This is a genomic window from Pseudomonas sp. NPDC087029 (assembly GCF_044745345.1).
Lineage (GTDB): Bacteria > Pseudomonadota > Gammaproteobacteria > Pseudomonadales > Pseudomonadaceae > Aquipseudomonas > Aquipseudomonas faucium.
Genome location: NZ_JBIVAB010000021.1, coordinates 48,452 through 67,756, shown reverse-complemented (window position 1 = coordinate 67,756; position 19,305 = coordinate 48,452). Strand labels below are relative to the sequence as shown.

Here is a 19,305-nt window from a genome sequence, read left to right as displayed (position 1 = left end):
CCATCATGAATACGTATGTACGCCCGGCGCTGAGCCTGATCCTGCTGATGACCGTGGTCACCGGCGCCCTGTACCCGCTGGCGGTCACCGGCATTGCCCAGGTGGCCTTCCCCGAACAGGCCAATGGCAGCCTGGTGCGCGACGCGCACGGCCAGGTGCGCGGCTCGGCACTGATCGCCCAGGATTTCCAGGGCGATGGCTGGTTCCATTCGCGGCCTTCGGCGGGGGCCTATGCCACCGTGGCCAGCAGCGCCAGCAACCTGTCGCCGAGCAACCCGGCGCTGGCCGAGCGGGTGATGGGTGACGCGGCGAAGCGCTATCGCACCGAACAAGGGCCGGTGCCGCTGGCCTTGCTGACCACCTCCGGCAGTGGCCTGGACCCGCATTTGCCGCCGCAGGCGGTGGCCTACCAGATCCCGCGGGTGGCGGCGGCGCGGCAGGTGCCGGAGCAGAGGTTGCAAGCGATGCTGGAAGAGGCCACCCTCCACCCATTGATCGGGCCGCCCGTGGTCAATGTGCTGGCGCTGAACCAGGCGCTGGAGCATCTGGCGCAGTGACAGCAAGGCCCCAATCGCAGCCAAGCCGGCTCCCACAGCTTGTGGGAGCCGGCTTGCCGGCGATGGCCTGCAAAGCAGGCCCACAACCAAAGGATGAAACATGAGTGACGCAGCCCGCGCCGACGCGCTGTTGGCCAACCTGCCGCGCGAAGGCCGCGGCAGGCTCAAGGTGTTTCTCGGCGCCGCCCCCGGTGTCGGCAAGACCTACGCCATGCTCCAGGCCGCCCATGCCCAGCAACGCCAGGGCGTGCAGGTGCTGGCCGGGGTGGTGGAAACCCACGGCCGCGCCGAAACCGAGGGGCTGCTGGGCGGGTTGCAGCAGCAGCCGTTGCTGCGCAGCGAGTACCGCAGCGTCACCCTCGAGGAAATGGACCTCGATGGCCTGCTCCAGGCCGCGCCCAAATTGGCCCTGGTCGATGAGCTGGCGCACACCAACGCCCCCGGCAGCCGCCACGCCAAGCGCTGGCAGGACGTGCAGGAGCTGCTCGCCGCCGGCATCGATGTGTACACCACGATCAACGTCCAGCACCTGGAAAGCCTTAACGACAAGGTGCGCGACATCACCGGCGTGCACGTACGCGAAACCCTGCCGGACTGGGTGCTGCAGGAAGCCTTCGAGCTGGTGCTGATCGACCTGCCACCGCGCGAGCTGCTCGAACGCCTGCGCGAGGGCAAGGTGTACGTGCCCGAGCAGGCGAGGGCGGCCATCGATGCGTACTTTTCGCAAACCAACCTCACCGCCCTGCGCGAACTGGCCATGCAGACCGCCGCCGCCCAGGTCGACGCCGACCTTGCCCATGGCTACCGCCAGCGTGGCCAGGAAGCACCGGCGCTGCGCGGGCGCCTGCTGGTCGGCATCGACGGTGACGACCAGGCTGAGCGCCTGGTGCGGCATGCCAGCCGGGTCGCGCAACGGCGCCACCTGCCCTGGAGCATGGTCCACGTGGACAACGGCCGGCTGCGCGACGAAACCGCCCGCCATCGCTTGCAGGCCGCGCAGCAGCTGGCCGAGCGGCTTGGCGGCGAGGTGGTGCTGCTGCGCGCCGGCGAAGTGGCGCACACGCTGATCCAGCATGCCGCCGAGCGCCGCGCCAGCCTGGTGCTGGTGGGGCAGTCCCGCGACCGCCTGCGCCGGCGCTTCTTCGGCGCCGGGGTGGCAGCGCGGCTGCTGCGTGAAAGCCACGGGCTGGAAATCAACGTGCTCGACCGCGATGCCCAGCCCGCACCGGCCGCGGCCGCGGTACAGCGGGTATGGGTGTGGCGCCACTACTTGCTGGCACTGCTTGCCACCGTGCTCGCGGCAGGGTTGGCCTGGGCGGTGTCGAGCGTGCTGGCATTGCCCAACATCTCCCTGGTGTTTCTCGCCGCCGTGCTGCTGGTCGCGGTGCGCAGCAGCCTGGGCCCGGCCCTGGCCTGTGCGGCCTTGTCGTTCCTGACGTACGACTTCCTGTTCATCCCGCCGAATTTTTCCTTCAGCATCCAGCGCGAAGAAGACGTGCTGACGCTGGTGTTCTTCCTGCTGATGGCCGCCCTCACCGGCAACCTCGCCGCCCGCCAGCGCAGCCAGTTGCAGGCGCTGCGCGAAACCCAGGCGCAGACCAGCCAACTGCTCGACCTGTCACGCCGCCTGACCGTGGCCACCGACCGGCGGGCGGTGTTCAACGCGGCCGGCCAGCACCTCAATGGCTGGCAGGACGTGCAGGTGTGCCTGCTCGAGCGCAATGCCGAAGGCCTGCTGCAGGTGGCCAGCGGCGAAGCCCACGGCCTTGGCGACACTGAACGCGCCGCCGCCGAGTGGGCCTGGCAGCACGGCCAGGCCGCCGGGCATGGCAGCGACACCTTGCCCAATGGCCGCTGGTGGTGGTGGCCGCTGGCCGTCGACGACCAGCCCCTGGCCCTGCTTGGCGTGCGCCCGCAATCCGGCGAGCCGCTCAGTGCCCAGCGCCGGCGCCTGCTGCAGGCGCTCGGCCAGCCCCTGGCACAAGCCTTGGCCCGCGCCCGCCTGGCCGAGCAGCTGGAGGCCGCCCGTTTGCACGGCGAGACCGAACAGCTGCGCAGCGCCTTGCTGGCATCGGTGTCCCACGACCTGCGCACCCCGCTGACGGCCATGCGCGGCAGCATCGACAGCCTCCTGGCGCTGGGCGAGGCGATCCCGGTCGAAGACCGCCGCGAACTGCTCGAAGGCACCCGCGATGAAGCCGAACGCCTCGACCGCTACATCCAGAACCTGCTCGACATGACCCGCCTGGGCCACGGCGGCCTGAAGCTTGCTCGCGACTGGGTGGCCCCGGCCGATATCGTCGGCAGTGCCCTCAACCGCTTGCGCGTGGTGCTGGCGCCGCTGCGCGTGCACACCGATGTGCCTGCGCAATTGCCGCTGCTGTTCGTGCATGCGGCGCTGATCGAACAGGCATTGATCAACGTGCTGGAAAACGCCGCGCGCTTCTCCCCGGCCCAAGGCCGCCTGGAGCTGCAGGTGTCGGTGCACGACGAACAGCTGCGCTTTGCCGTCAGCGACCAGGGCCCCGGCATCCCGGTGGCTGAGCGCGAGAAGATCTTCGACATGTTCTACACCGCCGCGCGGGGCGATCGTGGCGGGCAGGGCACCGGCCTGGGCCTGGCGATCTGCCAGGGCATGATCGGCGCCCACGGCGGGCAGATTCTGGTCGGCGAAGGCATCGATGGCCATGGCACCTGCATCACTCTATGCTTGCCGCTGCCCCAGCAACCCGAAGCCGAAAGCGAAGCCCCATGAGCCAGTCCGCCACCATTCTGGTCATCGACGACGAACCGCAGATTCGCAAGTTCCTGCGCATCAGCCTGGCCTCCCAGGGCTACAAGGTGATCGAGGCCGCCACCGGTGGCGAGGGCCTGGCCCAGGCGGCGCTGGCCAAGCCCGACCTGGTGGTGCTCGACCTTGGCCTGCCCGACATGGACGGCCAGCAGGTGCTGCGCGAACTGCGCGAATGGAGCGCGGTGCCGGTGATGGTGCTGTCGGTGCGCGCCAGTGAGGTGCAGAAGGTCGATGCGCTCGATGGCGGGGCCAATGACTACGTGACCAAGCCGTTCGGCATCCAGGAATTTCTCGCCCGGGTGCGCGCCCTGCTGCGCCAGGTGCCGCAGTCGGGCGGCGGCGAAGTGGCGGCCAGCTTCGGGCCGCTGACCGTCGACTTTGCCTTTCGCAAGGTGACCCTGGCGGGCGCCGAAGTGGCGCTGACCCGCAAGGAATACGCGCTGCTGGCGCTGCTGGCCGGGCACCCGGGGCGGGTGATCACCCAGCAGCAACTGCTCAAGGAGATCTGGGGGCCGTCCCATGTGGAGAACACCCACTACCTGCGCATCGTGGTCGGGCATCTGCGCCAGAAGCTCGGCGACGACCCCACGGCGCCGCGGTTCATCATCACCGAGGCGGGGGTAGGCTACCGCCTGGTAGCGCCCGGCGCCTGAGCCCGACGCGCTCTGGCGGGCAAGGCAATAGTGGCAAATTGCAGCAGGTGGCCTGGGCCTGAACCAATTTACCGACTCAACTATGGATAGTGAGTCGATATCATGGATTGCCCTTCTACCCTTGCCCCCACCCCCCACGCCGCAACACAAACCGCGCTGATCCCCAGCCTGCCCAGTGCCCCGGCAGGGATGCCGGCACCCGGCTTCAGCCATTGGCGGATGAGTGCCAGCGTGCTGTTCGAGGTCAGCACGCGCGCCCCCGACGCCTTTTCCTGCTCGCTCACGGTGTATCACTTCAGTCGTTTTCTGTTCTGTTGCGGGCACCTGGATGGCGCCCGCTATCAACGGGATCGCACCCGCCTGGGCTGGTGCGACCTGGACCATTACCTGCTGCACCTGCCGCTGCAGCGCGGCCTTGCCTGCGGCAATGGCATGCGCGTGCGGCCGCGTGACCTGGTGATGCTCGACCTCGCGCAACCTTCGCGTTTCGGCATGGCCAGCAGCGAAGGCATGAGCCTGCTGATTCCGCGTACTGCCCTGTCGTTGCTGCTGTTCGATGCCGGGCAACTGCATGGCCTGGTGCTGCGCCGTGAAACAGCCGCCGGCATGCTCCTGGCGCATCTGTTTTCGTCACTGGCGGCGAGCGCGCCGTGCCTGGGCACGGACGAGGCGCTGAGGTTGGCGCTGCCCCTGCTGGGGATGGTGGCGGCCTGCCTGGCGAAGGCCACGCAAGCGATAGCGCCCGGCGCAGGGCCGGTGGACCTGGGCCGGCGAGTGCGCCTGTTGATCGAGCGCAATCTGCACCGCAGCGACCTCACTCCTGCGCTACTGGCCAAGGAGGCCGGCACCTCGCGCAGCCAGCTGTACCGCGCTTTCGAGCGCTTTGGCGGGGTGCGCCACTATGTGCTGCAACGGCGCCTGCGGCATTGCCTGTTCGCCCTGTGCGACAGCGCCAACGCCGGGCGGCGCATTGGCGACCTGGCCTTCGAGCATGGCTTTGTCGATGAGGCGCATTTCAGCCGCCTGTTCCGCAAGGCCTTTGGCCTGTCGCCACGTGCGGCCCGAACCGCGCTGCACGCCGGGGCAGTGCCGGGCTTCTTCAGCCTGGTACCACTGCCCGGCGAACGCTCGGCACTCGATCAGTGGGTCAGGGAGCTGACCTACAGCTGATGGTGCGGGCGGGCCGGCATTCTGGGACGCGCCTCCAAGTTATCGGGACGCACGCCCCGGGACGCCGCGCCGGGCGCACCTTAACCTGAGCTCAACCAACAACTGCAAGTGCCATCGTCAACCGGCCTGCCCGAAGGCGGCCCTGGATCGGCACTGATTTCGACAAGGAGCGTCAGCCGTGGCGAATCACTCCCTCCACCATCTGATCCAGAGCATTGCCGGCGCTGTCGCCGAAGCTCAGGACAAGATCCAGCGGTTCCAGATGTCGACCGTGCGCCAGTACTTCGACGAGGACAACCGGCCCGTCAGTGTCGATGTGCGCCTGCCATCGCAAGCCCCCGATGCAGCCGAAGGTGAGGAACGCCTTGTACGCGTGCCGTTGCTCTCGCTGGTCGGCTCGCGGCTGCTCACCGTCAAGGACATGCAGATCGACTTCGAGGTCGGCCTGCATGCCGACCAGAGCGATGCCAAGCCTGCGCCCGCCGAAGGTTCCGATTCGGCGTGGCCAACCGATACACATCAGCCTTTGAACGTCGACATGGGCGTTCGCCGCAATGGTGAAGGCGGGCCAATGGCGCGCGTCACCCTCAGAGTCGAAACCCAGCCTTCGTCCGAGGGCATGGCCCGACTGATTCACAACCTCGATAAATTGATCTAGGAGAGACGTCATGCCTGACTTTGCAATGGGTAACCAGTTCAGCGGCCTGCCGATGGGCGAGCTGATCGGCGCACCTTTGGCTGCAGCCTGCGACGCGCAGGTTCGCCTGGCCAATGCCACCGCCAACTTCATCAAGGTGATTGGCTTTCTGCCCCCGGCCGACCCGACCACGGCCGGCCCCAACGATGTAGGCGATATCCGCAACGTGATGTTCAGCTACCAGCGCTCGGCCCCCACCGCCGACGACGCGGGGGCGACCGAAAAGGTCCAGTTGGAGGTGCCGCTGCTGGCGGTGGTCAAGGTGCCGAGCCTGGCCATCAACAAGGTGGATATCAGCTTCGACATGGAGGTGAAGAATTCGGAGCAATCGCGCGACGAGCGCACCGAGGAGGGCAAGTTCTCGGCGGAAGCGAAGTTGGGCTGGGGCCCGTTCAGCGCCAAGGTGAACGTGTCGGGCTCGGTGACTTCGCACAAGGAAAACACCCGCTCCACCGACCAGTCGGCCAAGTACCACGTGGAAGTGCATGCGGTCGATGACGGCATGCCCGAGGGGCTGGCGCGGGTGATGGACCTCATCGCCCAGTCGGTCGCGCCGAAGATCGCCGCCTGAGGCGTGGTCGTGCTGAGTGACCGGCCAGCGGCAGGTGTGCCTGTGCATCAGGCCAGCGCTGGCTGACCAGCTTTTCCGGTAAGGGAGTGCCGTGATGTTCGATTTGACGGATGTTGGATATGTGAAGCGCATCGTGGTTGGCAGCCTCGACCCGGAAAAGCTGACTCCGGAAGAGGCGGTGCAGGCCCAGGCCGCACTGCTCAACCGTTGCCTCAGCGGGACCCCACGCGGGCGCGTGGTGGGTATCGAGAAAAGCTTCAAGTTGCTCAACATCGGTGAGCACCAGGTGGTCTTGCAGGCCCTGACCTACCACGTCGGTTTTGCCCGCAGGCCGTACTGGTTGCCCGATGACGCGGAGCAGCCGTGATGAAGCGGCTGGAGGACCTGGTGTTGGCGCTGGGCGCCGAGATGCAGCGTGCGCAGCAGGCGTGCGAGCGGTTGTGGCCGGGCACCCAGGTGGCTGGCATGACCTGGGTGATGGATGCCTGCGTGGAGCCACTGGGCAGTGCCGGCAGCTATGGCTTGCGTATCGGCAGCCCGCCGACCCGCAAGCAGGCCACCCATCAACTGAGCATCGAAGTACCCGGATACGGCGTCGAGGCCATCGTGGTGCGCGTCGACGGGCAGTTGCTGGCGATCTACAGGAGGCCTGGCAATGAGCAGGCGCAATGACCGTTCCATGCTGTTGGTGCTTTCACAGGAGGAGGGCAGTGCCTTGAAATCCATCATCGACCTCAAGTCGTCCCCCCGCCGCAAGATGTCTGGCCAGAGGCGGCTGGTGATTGCCATCGGCGCCAGCCTGCTGGTCGGGCTCATGGCGCTGGGGCTGGTGCGCCCGGAACTGGCGATCGCCATCGCCGAATGGGTCGGGCTGCTGCTGGCGTTCTGACCCCGGGTATTCATTCAACAAGGAGAGTCAACATGAAACCTATTACCTCACTGCTGGCGGGTGCGCTGGCGCTGACGATCGCGCTGCCCACCCTTGCCGGCCAGGCCTACGAGGGAAGCTTTAAGGATGGCCAGGCAACTGTCGATGTAACCCTGACCCTCGCCGACAAGGGCGCGATGGAAGCAGGCAGCCTTGCCATCCGCAAGTGGGCCTGCGTGCTGAAACTGGATTCGCCCAAGCCGGTGGGCGATGCGTTGCGCTACCCCATCAAGGAAACTGGCAAGGGCCGCTGCGGGCCCTTGAACAACGGCGACCTGCTGAGCCGGCCCGATGGCGATGCGCTGCAGGTGCAGCTGAAAACCTACAAGGGCACCACGATGTACAGCTTCACCCTCACGCCCAGATAGCGGCTGACCCCGCTTCACCAACACAGCATTCCCATCAACAACCTGCGCAAAGGCACGCATTGGACGTCGCCCCACGGGGCGCGTGCACCTGTCGCAAGGAGGCAAACATGTGCATCAACAAATCGGTTGGCGACGGTGGCAGCAACAGCAGGGGCGATGTGCGCAGCCTGCAGTTGCTGCTGAACATGAACAGTGGCCGCGGCGAGTTCGTCAGTGCGCTGGTCTGCGACGGCTTGTGGGGGCAGGGTTCGCGCGTCGCCCTCAAGCGTTTTCAAATGGCCAATGGGCTCGCCGAGAGCAGCATGGTCAAGCCCCAGGACCCGACCCTTGCCGCCTTGCGCGCCGGCCTGCCGGCGGGGCTGGTGAAGGCCAAGCTGTGGGCGATCTTCAACCTGGCCAGCGACCCCAGGATCGAGGCGTTCCGCCAGCCCATCGTCGACGTGTTCGAGCGCTACAGGATCGACACCCCGCTGCGCCGCGCGCATTTCCTGGCGCAGATCGCCCATGAAAGTGGCTGCCTGCAATACACCGAGGAAATCGCCAACGGCAACGCCTACGAAGGCCGCAAGGACTTGGGCAACACCCAGGCCGGCGACGGGGCGCGCTTCAAGGGGCGTGGCCTGATCCAGCTCACCGGGCGCGCCAACTACCGCGAATACGGCAAGGCCTGCGGGCGCGATTTCGAGCTCAAGGACGCGCCCACGCTGGTGAGTACAGACCCAGGGCTGGCGGTGGATGTGGCGGGCTGGTTCTGGAACAGCCGCAAGCTCAACGACCACGCCGACAAGGATGACGTGCGCGAGATTACCCGGCGCATCAATGGCGGCTTCAACGGCCTTGACGAGCGCATCGCCTACCTGGCCCGCGCCAAGTGGCTGCTTGGGCTCTGAACACCTGCTCCAGGTTTTGCCGCACAGGGCGGCAGCACGGGGCGGGTGCGCCCCGATCAACAGCAAAAAGGGAGTTTTGATGATGAACAAGGTGATTGCGATCCATGCAGCGCGCGTGGCACTGGCCGGTTTGGCGCTGGCATCTGGCCTCACGTTTGCCGCAAGCGGTGCGGTATGCCCCTGGGGCGATTCGGCGACGGTGCCGGTGGTCAATCAGAAGCATGTTTTCTGCGGCGAGATAAACAAAAAGGGCAAGGCCGTCGGCTTTCACAGCCGGCCGGGTGGCACGCTGCCCGCGACCGTCCAGGTGACCGCCGATACGGTGATCGCACCGACGACCTCGACCGGTATCTACGAGATGACCAAGTTCGACATCTTGGACGGTAACCAAGGCCCTGCAAGCAAGACGCGCTCTACCATGTTCCCGGACAGTTGCAGCCATGATCAGGTGCTGGCGGCCATCGTCAATGCTGCCAGTGGCAGTACCACGGACACTGGGAAATTCACCGGCTCTTCTGGGTCTGGATGCACCGTCGGGGGCAAGGCGTTCGCCATCGAGGGCTGGCTTCTGGATGGCAAGGTGAACACCGCCTATCCTTCAGCCATCAAGCCATAAGAGTGAAAAGGGCCGGCGTCACTGCGGCCCTTTTTCGATTCATGCGTGGGAGAAAGGCCGTGATGCAGTGTTTGTCCGAACTGGAAGCTAGCTACCCCGGTCTTGGGGCTTTCTTGAACGATGAGGTCAATGGCATCGCAGCCGACTTGCTGCTGGAACAGGCGCGTCATGTGCAGGCCGGTCGGCCTGGGGTGGACTACACGGGAAACGCGTACCACGTGGCGTTTTCCGACAAGGCCGTGGTACTCGAGCACCTGCATCTGCCGAACCATCCCACGGTTACCTTGGGCCTCGATACGTTCATCAGCGTCTTGTGCGCCTGGCGCACTGGCCGGGTGATGTGAGGGCGTTTTGCTGCAGCGCTTGACCTCAGGTTAACTCGAGGTCTCAGGCTGTGGTCTTCTCTTGCAAGGAAGGACACAGCATGAAGACGATGGTTATCGGTGCCAGCAGGGGCTTGGGCCGTGCCTTGATCGAGGGGCTTGGCAAACCCGGGGACACCCTGATTGGTGTATCGCGCTCGCAACCCAGGGATCTTGAACCGTCGCCAGGCACGCGCCTAGAGTGGATCGAGGCAGACCTGGCCGAGCCGTTGGCAGGTGTCGAACAGATCGCGGCAAGGGCGTCGGACAACCTCGATGTGCTGATCTGCAACATCGGCATCTGGGAAGAATTGGCGTTCAGCGAAGGCTACAGCTTCCTGAACGACAGCGATGCGTCGATCGGCAAGCTGGTGGACGTGAACATCACCGCCACCTTGCTATTGCTCAAGCGCCTGGTGCCCAGGCTGCTCGCCGCACCCAGGCCACAACTGATCCTGACCGGTTCCACCTCCGCCTTGCGCCAGAGCGGGCGCCCGGAGGTGGCATTCGGCGCCAGCAAGTTTGCCCTCAACGGCATGGCCGATGCGCTGCGCGAAGGGTTTCGCCAGCACAACCTGGCGGTCACGGTGCTGCAGCTGGGGTACCTGAATACCGACGATGCGCTGGCCACGCCGCTGCACGAGGCGGCGCAGCGTGGGGGTGGCCAGCAGGTGCCCGTGCACGACGTGGTGGCCATGGTCGAGGCGCTGTTGCACTTGTCCACGGCATCGTTCGTGCGCGAGCTGGTGTTGCCGGCGATTGCCGATGAGCGGTTCTGATGCTGCCTGCCACCGCTCAAGCCCCCATTGGCATCAGAAGCTGGCCTTGACCGAGACCATGAAGTTGCGTGGTTCGCCGTAGTAGTTGCCGAACGTCTCGGTGCCGATGCTGGCGTAGTAGCGCTTGTCGAACAGGTTGTTGCCGTTGAGCGCCACCGACCAGGTGTCGTCGATGCGGTAGCCGATACGGCCATTCCAGATCGCGTAGCCCGCCTGGCTGATCTTCTCGCCACTGGCGGGCGATACGCGGAAGTTGTCGCTTTGCGCACTGACCCCGGCGCCGAGGGTGAAGCGCTCCAACGCACCGCTTAAGGCGTACTCGCCCCACATGCGCAGCACATGCCGAGGCACGTAGCTGTTGAACGCGGCGCCGTTCAGGCTGCTGTCGATATCGTCCAGGGTCTTGGTCTGGGTATAGGTGTAGCCGGCAAGCAGCTGCAGGCGTTCGATCACTTCGCCGCTGAGCTCGGCCTCGAAGCCCTGGGCGCGGACCCGGCCTGCGTTGACGTAGCAGTAGCCATCGGAGGACGGGCACGAGGAGTTGTAGTCGGTCTGCGCCTGGTCTTTCTGCACGGTACGGAACAGGTTGAAGGCACCGTTGAGCCGCCCGTCGAACCAGGCGCCCTTGATCCCCAGCTCGTAGCTCTGGCCCACCAGCGGCTTGAGCGCCGCGCCATCTTCGCCGCGGTAGTTGCCTTGCGGGGTGAAGATGTCGGAGTAGCTGGCGTAGGCGGTGAGGTTTTCGTTCAGGTCCAGCAGCACGCCGGCAAAGGGCGTCACCTGCCCGGTCTCGCGGGTGCTGGAATGCTCCGAGGTGCCGGTGTTGATGAAGTCGTAATCGGTCTGGGCGTTGTACCAGCTGACTCGGCTGCCCATGACCAGGGTCAGTGGGTCGGCCAGTTTCAGGCGCAGGGTCGAATACAGGCCCTTTTGCGTGATGCGCGTCTTGGCCGGGCCCCCGCGCGAGGAGTTTTCGATGAAATAGCTGTCGTCGGGCTCCGGGATGAACTTGTCGGGGTTGAACACGTTTTGCCGCTGCGGCAGGAACGCCACCGAGTAGAAGTCATCCTTGTTCGAGCGGCTGGCATTCATGCCCAGCACCAGCTCGTGTTGCTGGCCGAAGGCGTCGAACTTGCCATCGACGTAGGCGTCCAGGCCGTAATCGACCTGGTCGTAGTCGTACAGGCTGCCGAGCATGCCGGTGGTGTTGGTGCCGGGCGTGACGGCGCCAGAGGCGAAGGCGTACTTGATGTCCTGGGTGTTCTTGGTATAGACGCTGGCGACCTTGAGTTTCCAGTTGTCATCGAGCTGGTGGGTGAGGTCGCTGAACACCGTGGTGCGCTGGCTGCGCCAGGTGTTCCAGGCCGGGTCGAGGCAGGTCGAGCGGCTGAGCTTCAAGTCGCTGCGGTCCTTGTAGCGCGGCAGGCCGCCCCAGCATGGGTTGGCGTCGACGTCCTCGTAGGCCACGCCAAGCCCCAGGGTGGTGTCGGGGCTGACATCGAAATCGAGGGCGCCGTAATACACCTGGTCCTTGCGGTTGGCGTCGTCGGTGAAGTAGTGGCGGCTCTGTTGGGCCACCACCGCCCGGCCGCGCAGGGTGCCGGAGGCGTTCAGCGGGCCGCCGGTGTCGAGCTGGCCACGGTAGTTGTCCCAGCTGCCGCCGGACAGCGTGACATCGGTATGCGCCGCTGCCAGGCCCCTTTTGCGCACGAAGTTGACCCCGCCGGCGGTGCCGCCCGAGCCCTTCATCATGCCTGCGGCGCCGCGCAGCACCTCGACGCGGTCGTAGTAGGCCATGTCGCTGCTGAAGCTGTCGGCCTGGACATACAGGTTGCCCATGTCCAGCGGTACGCCGTCGTACTGGTACTGCCCCGACATGCGAAAGCCGCGCGAGTAGAAGTACTTGCCGCCCATGGTCGAGTCGTACACGGTGATGCCGGGCGTCTTCTCCATGACCTGATCGATGGTGTTGAGGTTCTGGTCATCCATCATCTTGCGCGTGATGACCGTGATCGACTGCGGCGTCTCCTTGAGCGAATGCTCACCTTTGCCGATGGTCACGGCGCCGGTGGTGTACGAGCCGCTGTTTTCAGTGGTGGCCCCCAGCACCTGGCTGGTGATGTTGGTGGCCCCCAGCTCCAGTGCCGACCCTGAAGGCGGCACGGCCCGCAGCACATAGGTACCGTTGGCCTGCGGCTCGGCCTGCAGGCCGCTGCCGGCGAGGATCTGGCTGAAGCCTTCGCTGACGCCGTAAGCCCCCTTGAGGCCCGAGGAGCGCAAGCCATTGGTCTGCCGGGCATCGAACGACAGCGCCGCACCCGCTGCGCTGGCGTAGCGGCTGAGCACTTCGGTCAGGCTGCCTGCGGCAATGTCGAACGACTGCACCGCGTTTTGCTGCGCGGGCATGGGCGCTGCGAACGTCATGCTTGGCCAGGCACCGGCAGCCGACACGGCCAACATTCCCACCTTCACTGCAGTCGCCAGACGACCACGCTTGAACACGCCAGACATGTAAAACCTCCCCCCGTAAAAATGATCGATGAAACCCTTTGGGGGATGAGCCGAACGGTGTGTGGGAAAAGTGCAAAAGCCTGGAAGGTTTTTTCAGGACAGCTGCGTGGCAGGTGGCGACACGTTGACCCAGTAGCGGCTGTAGCGCGTGACACGCAGCGCAAATCCGCTTTCCAGCGCGGCGAGTGCCAGGTCGGTGTCATCGATGGGGAAGGCGCCGGAAATCTTCAACTGCGCGATCCGCGGGTCGCAACGCAGCACCCCGGGGCGATAGCGCGACAGGTCTGCCAGCAACTCGCCCAGAGGCCGATCGAGGGCGATGATGCTGCCTTGCTGCCAGGCCCCCACGGATGCGTCATTGGGCATTATCGGCCCTATCGAACGGCCGTCGAACGCAGTGGATTGGCCCGCCTCCAGGCGTACTGCCAGCCCTGCGCCGGCGGCCTTGACCTCAACTGCCTTCTCCAGCACGGCCACCTCGCTACCCAGGGCTTGGCTGCGGACGATGAAGCGCGTGCCCAGCGCCCGCACCACGCCATGCCGGGTGTGTACCTTGAAGGGCCGCTGCAGTGGGTCTGAGGCCGTGGCCACCAGGATTTCACCGCGCAGCAGTTCCAGCACGCGCTGCTGGCCGTCGTACTTGAGGTTCACCGACGTGTCGGTGTTGAGCAGCAACAAGCTGCCATCCGCCAGCCGAAACTCGCGGCGCTCACCCACGGCGGTACGGTAGTCGGCACGCAGCCGCTGGGAGCTGTCGCTGCGCCAGGCCAGCCAGCCCAGCGACGTCGCAGGCACCAGCACGATCACGCTGCGCAGCAGTTGCCGGCGAGAGCGATCGGCCCCGCGCAAGGCGGGCGCGGCCAGGGCAGCGGGCACGCTCGCCATCTGTTCGCCCACGGCGGCGATGCGTTGCCAGGCTTGGCGGTGTACCGGGTCGGCGAGCAGCCAGTCGTTCCAGGCGCGGCGCTGGGCATCGGTGGCAACGCCAGACTGCAGCTGCGCGTACCAGCGCGCGGCCATGCTGATTGCCTTCAACTCGGCAGGCGAAAGGCTCATGCCTGTTGCAACTGCATCAGGCAGCAATGCTCCATGGCCTTGGCCATGTAGTTGTTGACGCTGCGCACGCTGATGTTCAGCTGCTCGGCGATCTGCGGGTAGGTGAGGCCGTCGAACTGCGACAGCATGAACACCTGCTTGACCTTGGCCCCCAGCCCTTGCAGCAGCCGGTCGATCTCCACCAGTGCCTGCAGCAGGATCGCCTGCTCTTCCAGCGAAGGGTGTACCGCCTCCGGCAGTGCGGCCAGGGCTTCGAGGTAGGCCTGTTCCAGCGAGCGTCGGCGGAACAGGTCGATCAGCAAGCCCTTGGCGATGCGCGACAGGTACGGGCGCGGCTCGCGAATCTCCAGCGCGCTACGCGCCTTGATCACCCGCACGAAGGTGTCCTGTGCCAGGTCGGCGGCATCGAAGCCATTGCCCAGGCGCTTGCGCAGCCACCCATGAAGCCAGCCGTGGTGCTCGCAGTACAGGTCGTTGACGGCGCTGCGCAGGGAGAGATCGTTGGCGGGCATGATGATGGAATGGTTCGCGACTGGTAATGAATCTTATTGTCGTGTGGGAGGTGGTTTGTTGGCAAGAGGGGTGGTGCTTCAACCTGAGCCAGAGCGCTGGGCGCAAACGCGTGCTCAGATGAGAAATTTAAACTCCGAGAGCAGTTTTACAGACTCGGGCAGCTTCTGCTGAAGCAACCTGTCCAGATACTCCTGCACGCTGTGAGGTGGGGTCTTCAACGACATTCGTTGGCGTTGGGCCGCTTCAAGCACTGCTGCCTTGTCCAGGTCCCACAGGTCGGCGATGAAGTCGTCGGGATGGAGTGGTTCGATATCGAAACTGCCCAGCACGGAGGCGGGAAAATCCTTGAGGTTGAACGTGACGATGACCGAGGCGTTGCATTTGATCGCAGCTGCGAGGACATGGCGGTCTTCTACATCTGGTAGGTCCAGCCCCTCGACCAGCGGCTCGTAGTCGGTAACGAGAGCATCTGGCACCGCAGCGTCCATGAGCGCTGAGGTGCGGTCCACCTGCGTGCGGGTCAAGTCCGGGCGATTGAGCAGCAGGTTGCGCTTCCACTCCTCGTGAATGTTTGCCGACCAGCGTGCGCGGTAAACGCCAGTCAGAGCAAGGTTCATCAGCAAATCGCGCAAGGGGGCGGGATAGAGAACGTTGGCGTCGTAGAGTGCAGTGAAGGGCGAATGCTTCATTCGTACCCCATCCTCAAGTCTTGGGCTTGCGCCGCAAGCGCGTCCAGTGCGCTGCGGCTGGCCTCATCTCGCTTGTCTTTGTAGGCAACCAGATCAGAAAACTTTACCCGCCGATGGCGGCCAGTCTTGGTGTGTGGAATGACGGCTTCGTCCAGCAGTTTGACCAGGTGCGGGCGAGAGACGTTGAGCAAGTCGGCAGCCTCCTGGGTCGTCAGTTCTGCGTGGATCGGTACCACTTTGACGGAGTTGCCCAGTGCCAGCTCACTGAGGATTTCGCCGAACAAGCGAAGCGCAAAGGTAGGAACCTCGACGACCTGGCGCTGATTCTCTTCGTTGAGCAGCTCAATCCGTTGGGTTTCTGATTTGGTCGACAGGAAAGCGGCCAGGGTGCGGCTGGATTCGACAGCCACGGCAATCTCTTTCTCATCGGGAAGTACATTGCGAGGGAGGTTGGCGGTGGTCATGGGTGTCTCCAGAGCTCTATCGGTAGGGGGCGTTGCGTCTACGCAAATGCATGGCTTCGAGTTATATTCGAAATATTCGAAAATCGCAATAAACGAAACGCCCCCTTCATCAGTTGCCTTGGTGCGCCATGCCCAGCTCGGCATCATCCATCAGGGCCTTGGCCAGCGCGCTGAGGTAGTGCGAGGCCCATTACAGTTGGGGGTTGTCGTCCATCAGGCCGGCGAGGGTCATGTCGCGCACGTAGCCCATCAGCTCGGAGGCTTGTTCGCGGGCGTTGTGGCAGGGGATGCCGGGCTCGATGCGAAACAGCGGGTGGGTCTGGTTTGCGCCCTGGAAGAAGGTGGTTTTGCCAACGGTGAAGTGGGTGGTATCTGTGGTCATTGTTTGATCTCCCTGAAATCTTTGCTGCTTGTGCTGGCCTCATCGCTGGCAAGCCAGCTCCTACAGGGGGCCGCGCAGCACCTGTGGGAGCCGGCTTGCCGGCGATGAGGCCAGCCCAGTCAGCACATCACTGATGCCTAGTGCGAAGTCTGCGGCTCAGCCGGCATCTGCACCTGGATCAACATGGACTCGAGCATGACGCGCAGCGCCTCAACCTCATGCATGGAGGCCATCATCAGGATCGAAGCGGGGGATTTGGGCTGCAGTTGAAGGGCCTGATGTATCACGGTCTGTGCGCAGAGGGCGTAGTCCGCAGCCTGGATGAGGGTGTCTTCGAAGGTGTGGATGTGCGGTGGATCGGGAACGATCTTTAACATTGCATATGTCCTTTTATGGGCGCCGCCACCTGCCTGCTGTCAAACAGAAGGGTGGCAGCTGTACGTGGGTTGACAGACCGGTGGACATAGCAAGTTCCGGCGCACGCAAGCGTGCCCGCACGTACAGCCGCCATAAAGACGTGCTGAAAGCCATGTCCCATCACGGCCTGTCAAAGCCGAATATCGTCGCCAAGCAACGACCCACCGAGCCTAGGGCCCGACCAGAACGACCGCAACGGGAAAATGGCGGTAGGAGTATCTTTGGGAAACGTCCTACAAAATAGAGCTTAAAACTGATTCCTTTCCCCATTCGGCTGCAAGAACGCCGCCTCCAGCAACTGCTGGGTATAGGCATGCTGCGGCGCATGGAAGATCGCCTGCGCGTCCCCCTGTTCCACCACCTGCCCATGCTTGATCACCATCAATTGGTGGCTCAGCGCCTTGACCACCGCCAGGTCATGGCTGATGAACAGGTAGGTCAGGTTGTATTTCTGCTGCAGGTTGCGCAGCAGCTCCACCACCTGACGCTGCACCGTGCGGTCCAGCGCCGAGGTCGGCTCATCCAGCAGAATCAGCGCAGGTTTCAACACCAGCGCCCGGGCAATGGCGATGCGCTGGCGCTGGCCGCCGGAAAACTCGTGGGGGTAGCGGTGGCGTGTGCGCGGGTCCAGGCCCACCTCTTCGAGCGCCGCGATGATCGCGGCCTCCTGCTCGGCAGGCGTGCCGATGCGGTGGATGCGCAAGCCCTCGCCAACGATATCGGCCACGCACATGCGCGGGCTGAGGCTGCCGAACGGGTCCTGGAACACCACCTGCATTTCCCGCCGCAGTGGCCGCACTTGCTTCTGGTTCATGCCTTCCAGCGCCTGCCCGTGGAAGCGAATGCCGCCGCGGCTGGAAATCAGGCGCAAGATTGCCAGCCCAAGGGTGGACTTGCCTGATCCGGACTCGCCGACGATGCCCAGGGTCTGCCCCTGTGGCAGGCTGAAATTGATGCCGTCCACCGCCTTCACATGGTCGACGGTACGCCGTAGCAAGCCCTTCTTGATCGGGAACCACACCTTCAGGTCGTTCACTTCCAGCAGCGGCGAGCCCACTGGGTTGTGCGCGGGCAAACCGCTGGGCTCGGCGTTGATCAGCATCTGCGTGTAGTGATGCTGCGGCGCGCTGAACAGCGTCGCGCAATCGGCCTGCTCGACGATCTGCCCGCGCTGCATCACGCACACGCGGTGGGCAATCCGCCGCACCAGGTTGAGGTCATGGCTGATCAGCAGCAAGGCCATGCCCAGGCGCGCCTGCAGTTCCTTGAGCAGGTCGAGGATCTTCAGCTGCACGGTCACGTCGAGCGCGGTGGTCGGTTCGTCGGCGATCAGCAGGTCCGGCTCGTTGGCCAGGGCCATGGCGATCATCACCCGCTGGCGCTGGCCGCCGGACAGCTCGTGTGGCAGGGCCTTGAGGCGCTTGCGCGGGTGGGGGATGCCGACCATCTCCAGCAGCTCCAGGGTGCGCGCGGTCGCTTCCTTGCCGGTGAGGCCCTTGTGCAGCAGGAGGATTTCGTTGATCTGCTTCTCGATGCAGTGCAGCGGGTTCAGCGAGGTCATCGGCTCCTGGAAGATCATGGCGATGCGGTTGCCGCGGATGCGCTGCAAGGCTTTTTCGTTCTGCTGCAGCAAATCCTTGCCCTCGAAGCGGATGCTGCCGCTGGGGTGGCGGGCCAGGGGGTAGGGCAGCAGGCGCAGGATCGAGTGGGCGGTCACCGACTTGCCCGAGCCGCTCTCGCCCACCAGGGCCAGCGTTTCGCCCTTGCGGATGTCGAAGCTGACGCCGTCGACCACGCGGTTGACCTGCTCGCCGGTGACGAACTCCACGGCCAGGTCGCGCACTTCGATCAAGTTCTGTTCGCTCATTTCACTTCCTCGGGTCGAAGGCATCGCGGGCGGATTCGCCGATGAACACCAGCAAGCTCAACATGATCGCCAGCACGGCAAAGGCACTGATGCCAAGCCACGGCGCCTGCAGGTTGGACTTGCCCTGGGCCACCAGTTCACCCAGCGAAGGGGCGCCCGGCGGCAGGCCGAAGCCCAGGAAATCCAGCGCGGTGAGGGTCCCGATGGCGCCGGTGAGGATGAACGGCATGAAGGTCATGGTCGAGATCATCGCGTTGGGCAGGATGTGCCGGTACATGATCGCGCCATTGCGCATGCCCAGGGCCCGGGCCGCGCGCACGTATTCCAGGTTGCGCCCGCGCAGGAACTCGGCGCGCACCACGTCCACCAGGCTCATCCACGAGAACAGCAACATGATGCCCAGCAGCCACCAGAAGTTGGGCTGCACGAAGCTTGCGAGGATGATCAGGAGGTACAACACCGGCAAGCCCGACCAGATTTCCAGGAAGCGCTGGCCGGCCAGGTCCACCCAGCCGCCGTAGAAGCCCTGCAAGGCGCCGGCGATGACGCCGACGATGGAGCTGAGGATAGTCAGGGTCAGGGCGAACAGCACCGAAATACGAAAGCCGTAGATCACCCGCGCCAGCACGTCGCGGCCCTGGTCGTCGGTGCCCAGCCAGTTGTCCGCCGATGGCGGCGCCGGGGCCGGCACGCGCAGGTCGTAGTTGATGCTCTGGTAGCTGAACGGGATCGGTGCCCACAGCACGAAGCTGTCTTTGTTGGCCAAAAGTTCGCGGATGTACGGGCTCTTGTAGTTGGCCTCCAGCGGGAATTCGCCGCCGAAGGTGGTTTCCGGGTAGCGCTTGAACGCCGGGAAGTACCACTGGCCGTCGTAGCGCACGGCGATCGGCTTGTCGTTGGCGATCAGCTCGGCGCCCAGGCTCAGGCCGAACAGGATCAGGAACAGCCACAGCGACCACCAGCCACGGCGGTTGGCCTTGAAGCGCTCGAAGCGCCGGCGGTTGAGAGGGGACAAGGCCAT

General features: G+C 64.9%; 22 protein-coding genes and 1 pseudogene. 14 read left to right on the top strand and 9 right to left on the bottom strand.

What is annotated here, in order from left to right:
* Positions 1-5: 5 nt before the first annotated feature.
* The 14 genes from kdpC (at position 6) to ACIPG5_RS23645 (ending at position 10,385) form a co-directional block, all read left to right on the top strand.
* Positions 6-557 carry a potassium-transporting ATPase subunit KdpC gene (gene kdpC, locus ACIPG5_RS23710; RefSeq protein ID WP_401378521.1) on the top strand — a complete coding sequence of 184 codons (552 nt, stop codon included), beginning with the start codon at positions 6-8 and terminating at the stop codon, positions 555-557.
* A gap of 100 nt (positions 558-657) precedes the next feature.
* The gene (locus ACIPG5_RS23705) at positions 658-3,312 is read left to right on the top strand and encodes a DUF4118 domain-containing protein (protein WP_401378519.1); all 2,655 of its coding nucleotides are present in this window, start codon (positions 658-660) and stop codon (positions 3,310-3,312) included.
* Positions 3,309-4,004: a response regulator gene (locus ACIPG5_RS23700; RefSeq protein WP_176516355.1), complete on the top strand. Its 696-nt coding sequence runs from the start codon at positions 3,309-3,311 to the stop codon at positions 4,002-4,004. The genes ACIPG5_RS23705 and ACIPG5_RS23700 overlap by 4 nt, the downstream gene beginning before the upstream one ends.
* Positions 4,005-4,106: 102 nt before the next feature.
* Positions 4,107-5,174, top strand: coding sequence for a helix-turn-helix domain-containing protein (locus ACIPG5_RS23695; RefSeq protein WP_401378517.1), 1,068 nt, complete (start codon positions 4,107-4,109; stop codon positions 5,172-5,174).
* 178 nt (positions 5,175-5,352) lie between these two features.
* Positions 5,353-5,832, top strand: coding sequence for a DUF2589 domain-containing protein (locus ACIPG5_RS23690; protein WP_176516353.1), 480 nt, complete (start codon positions 5,353-5,355; stop codon positions 5,830-5,832).
* A 10-nt stretch (positions 5,833-5,842) separates the two neighbouring features.
* Positions 5,843-6,442, top strand: a complete 600-nt coding sequence (locus tag ACIPG5_RS23685; protein WP_236237381.1) for a DUF2589 domain-containing protein — start codon at positions 5,843-5,845, stop codon at positions 6,440-6,442.
* 94 nt (positions 6,443-6,536) lie between these two features.
* The gene (locus ACIPG5_RS23680) at positions 6,537-6,809 is read left to right on the top strand and encodes a hypothetical protein (RefSeq protein WP_176516349.1); all 273 of its coding nucleotides are present in this window, start codon (positions 6,537-6,539) and stop codon (positions 6,807-6,809) included.
* Positions 6,809-7,114 (top strand): hypothetical protein, encoded by a 306-nt coding sequence (locus ACIPG5_RS23675; protein WP_236237383.1) that lies wholly within the window; start codon positions 6,809-6,811, stop codon positions 7,112-7,114. The genes ACIPG5_RS23680 and ACIPG5_RS23675 overlap by 1 nt, the downstream gene beginning before the upstream one ends.
* A complete protein-coding gene (locus ACIPG5_RS23670) occupies positions 7,098-7,331 on the top strand; it encodes a hypothetical protein (RefSeq protein WP_176516345.1) in 234 nt (77 codons plus the stop codon). Before ACIPG5_RS23675 ends, ACIPG5_RS23670 begins: the two co-directional genes overlap by 17 nt.
* A gap of 32 nt (positions 7,332-7,363) precedes the next feature.
* Positions 7,364-7,738, top strand: coding sequence for a hypothetical protein (locus ACIPG5_RS23665; protein WP_401378513.1), 375 nt, complete (start codon positions 7,364-7,366; stop codon positions 7,736-7,738).
* A gap of 107 nt (positions 7,739-7,845) precedes the next feature.
* Positions 7,846-8,628, top strand: coding sequence for a glycoside hydrolase family 19 protein (locus ACIPG5_RS23660; protein WP_236237385.1), 783 nt, complete (start codon positions 7,846-7,848; stop codon positions 8,626-8,628).
* A 79-nt stretch (positions 8,629-8,707) separates the two neighbouring features.
* A complete protein-coding gene (locus ACIPG5_RS23655) occupies positions 8,708-9,244 on the top strand; it encodes an EndoU domain-containing protein (RefSeq protein ID WP_401378511.1) in 537 nt (178 codons plus the stop codon).
* A 59-nt stretch (positions 9,245-9,303) separates the two neighbouring features.
* Positions 9,304-9,588, top strand: coding sequence for a hypothetical protein (locus ACIPG5_RS23650; protein ID WP_401378509.1), 285 nt, complete (start codon positions 9,304-9,306; stop codon positions 9,586-9,588).
* An 80-nt stretch (positions 9,589-9,668) separates the two neighbouring features.
* The gene (locus ACIPG5_RS23645) at positions 9,669-10,385 is read left to right on the top strand and encodes an SDR family NAD(P)-dependent oxidoreductase (RefSeq protein ID WP_401378507.1); all 717 of its coding nucleotides are present in this window, start codon (positions 9,669-9,671) and stop codon (positions 10,383-10,385) included.
* Between the two features lie 33 nt (positions 10,386-10,418).
* Here ACIPG5_RS23645 and ACIPG5_RS23640 read toward each other — a convergent pair whose 3' ends face one another.
* From ACIPG5_RS23640 to ACIPG5_RS23600, 9 genes and pseudogenes are all read right to left on the bottom strand, one after another.
* Positions 10,419-12,896 (bottom strand): TonB-dependent siderophore receptor, encoded by a 2,478-nt coding sequence (locus ACIPG5_RS23640; protein WP_401378506.1) that lies wholly within the window; start codon positions 12,894-12,896, stop codon positions 10,419-10,421.
* Between the two features lie 93 nt (positions 12,897-12,989).
* Complete coding sequence (locus tag ACIPG5_RS23635; RefSeq protein ID WP_401378504.1) at positions 12,990-13,952, bottom strand: FecR domain-containing protein; 963 nt, start codon at positions 13,950-13,952, stop codon at positions 12,990-12,992.
* Positions 13,949-14,464: a sigma-70 family RNA polymerase sigma factor gene (locus tag ACIPG5_RS23630; RefSeq protein ID WP_236237391.1), complete on the bottom strand. Its 516-nt coding sequence runs from the start codon at positions 14,462-14,464 to the stop codon at positions 13,949-13,951. Before ACIPG5_RS23630 ends, ACIPG5_RS23635 begins: the two co-directional genes overlap by 4 nt.
* Before the next feature lie 114 nt (positions 14,465-14,578).
* Positions 14,579-15,154 (bottom strand): PIN domain-containing protein, encoded by a 576-nt coding sequence (locus tag ACIPG5_RS23625; RefSeq protein WP_401378502.1) that lies wholly within the window; start codon positions 15,152-15,154, stop codon positions 14,579-14,581.
* On the bottom strand, positions 15,151-15,618 hold the full coding sequence (locus ACIPG5_RS23620) for a helix-turn-helix domain-containing protein (RefSeq protein WP_401378500.1): 468 nt from the start codon (positions 15,616-15,618) through the stop codon (positions 15,151-15,153). Before ACIPG5_RS23620 ends, ACIPG5_RS23625 begins: the two co-directional genes overlap by 4 nt.
* Before the next feature lie 109 nt (positions 15,619-15,727).
* Positions 15,728-16,000: pseudogene (locus ACIPG5_RS23615) on the bottom strand (DUF3077 domain-containing protein).
* 137 nt (positions 16,001-16,137) lie between these two features.
* Positions 16,138-16,377 carry a hypothetical protein gene (locus tag ACIPG5_RS23610; protein WP_176516330.1) on the bottom strand — a complete coding sequence of 80 codons (240 nt, stop codon included), beginning with the start codon at positions 16,375-16,377 and terminating at the stop codon, positions 16,138-16,140.
* Positions 16,378-16,664: 287 nt separating this feature from the next.
* Positions 16,665-18,284 (bottom strand): ABC transporter ATP-binding protein, encoded by a 1,620-nt coding sequence (locus ACIPG5_RS23605; RefSeq protein WP_286914862.1) that lies wholly within the window; start codon positions 18,282-18,284, stop codon positions 16,665-16,667.
* Between the two features lies 1 nt (position 18,285).
* A complete protein-coding gene (locus ACIPG5_RS23600; protein WP_176516328.1) occupies positions 18,286-19,305 on the bottom strand; it encodes an ABC transporter permease in 1,020 nt (339 codons plus the stop codon).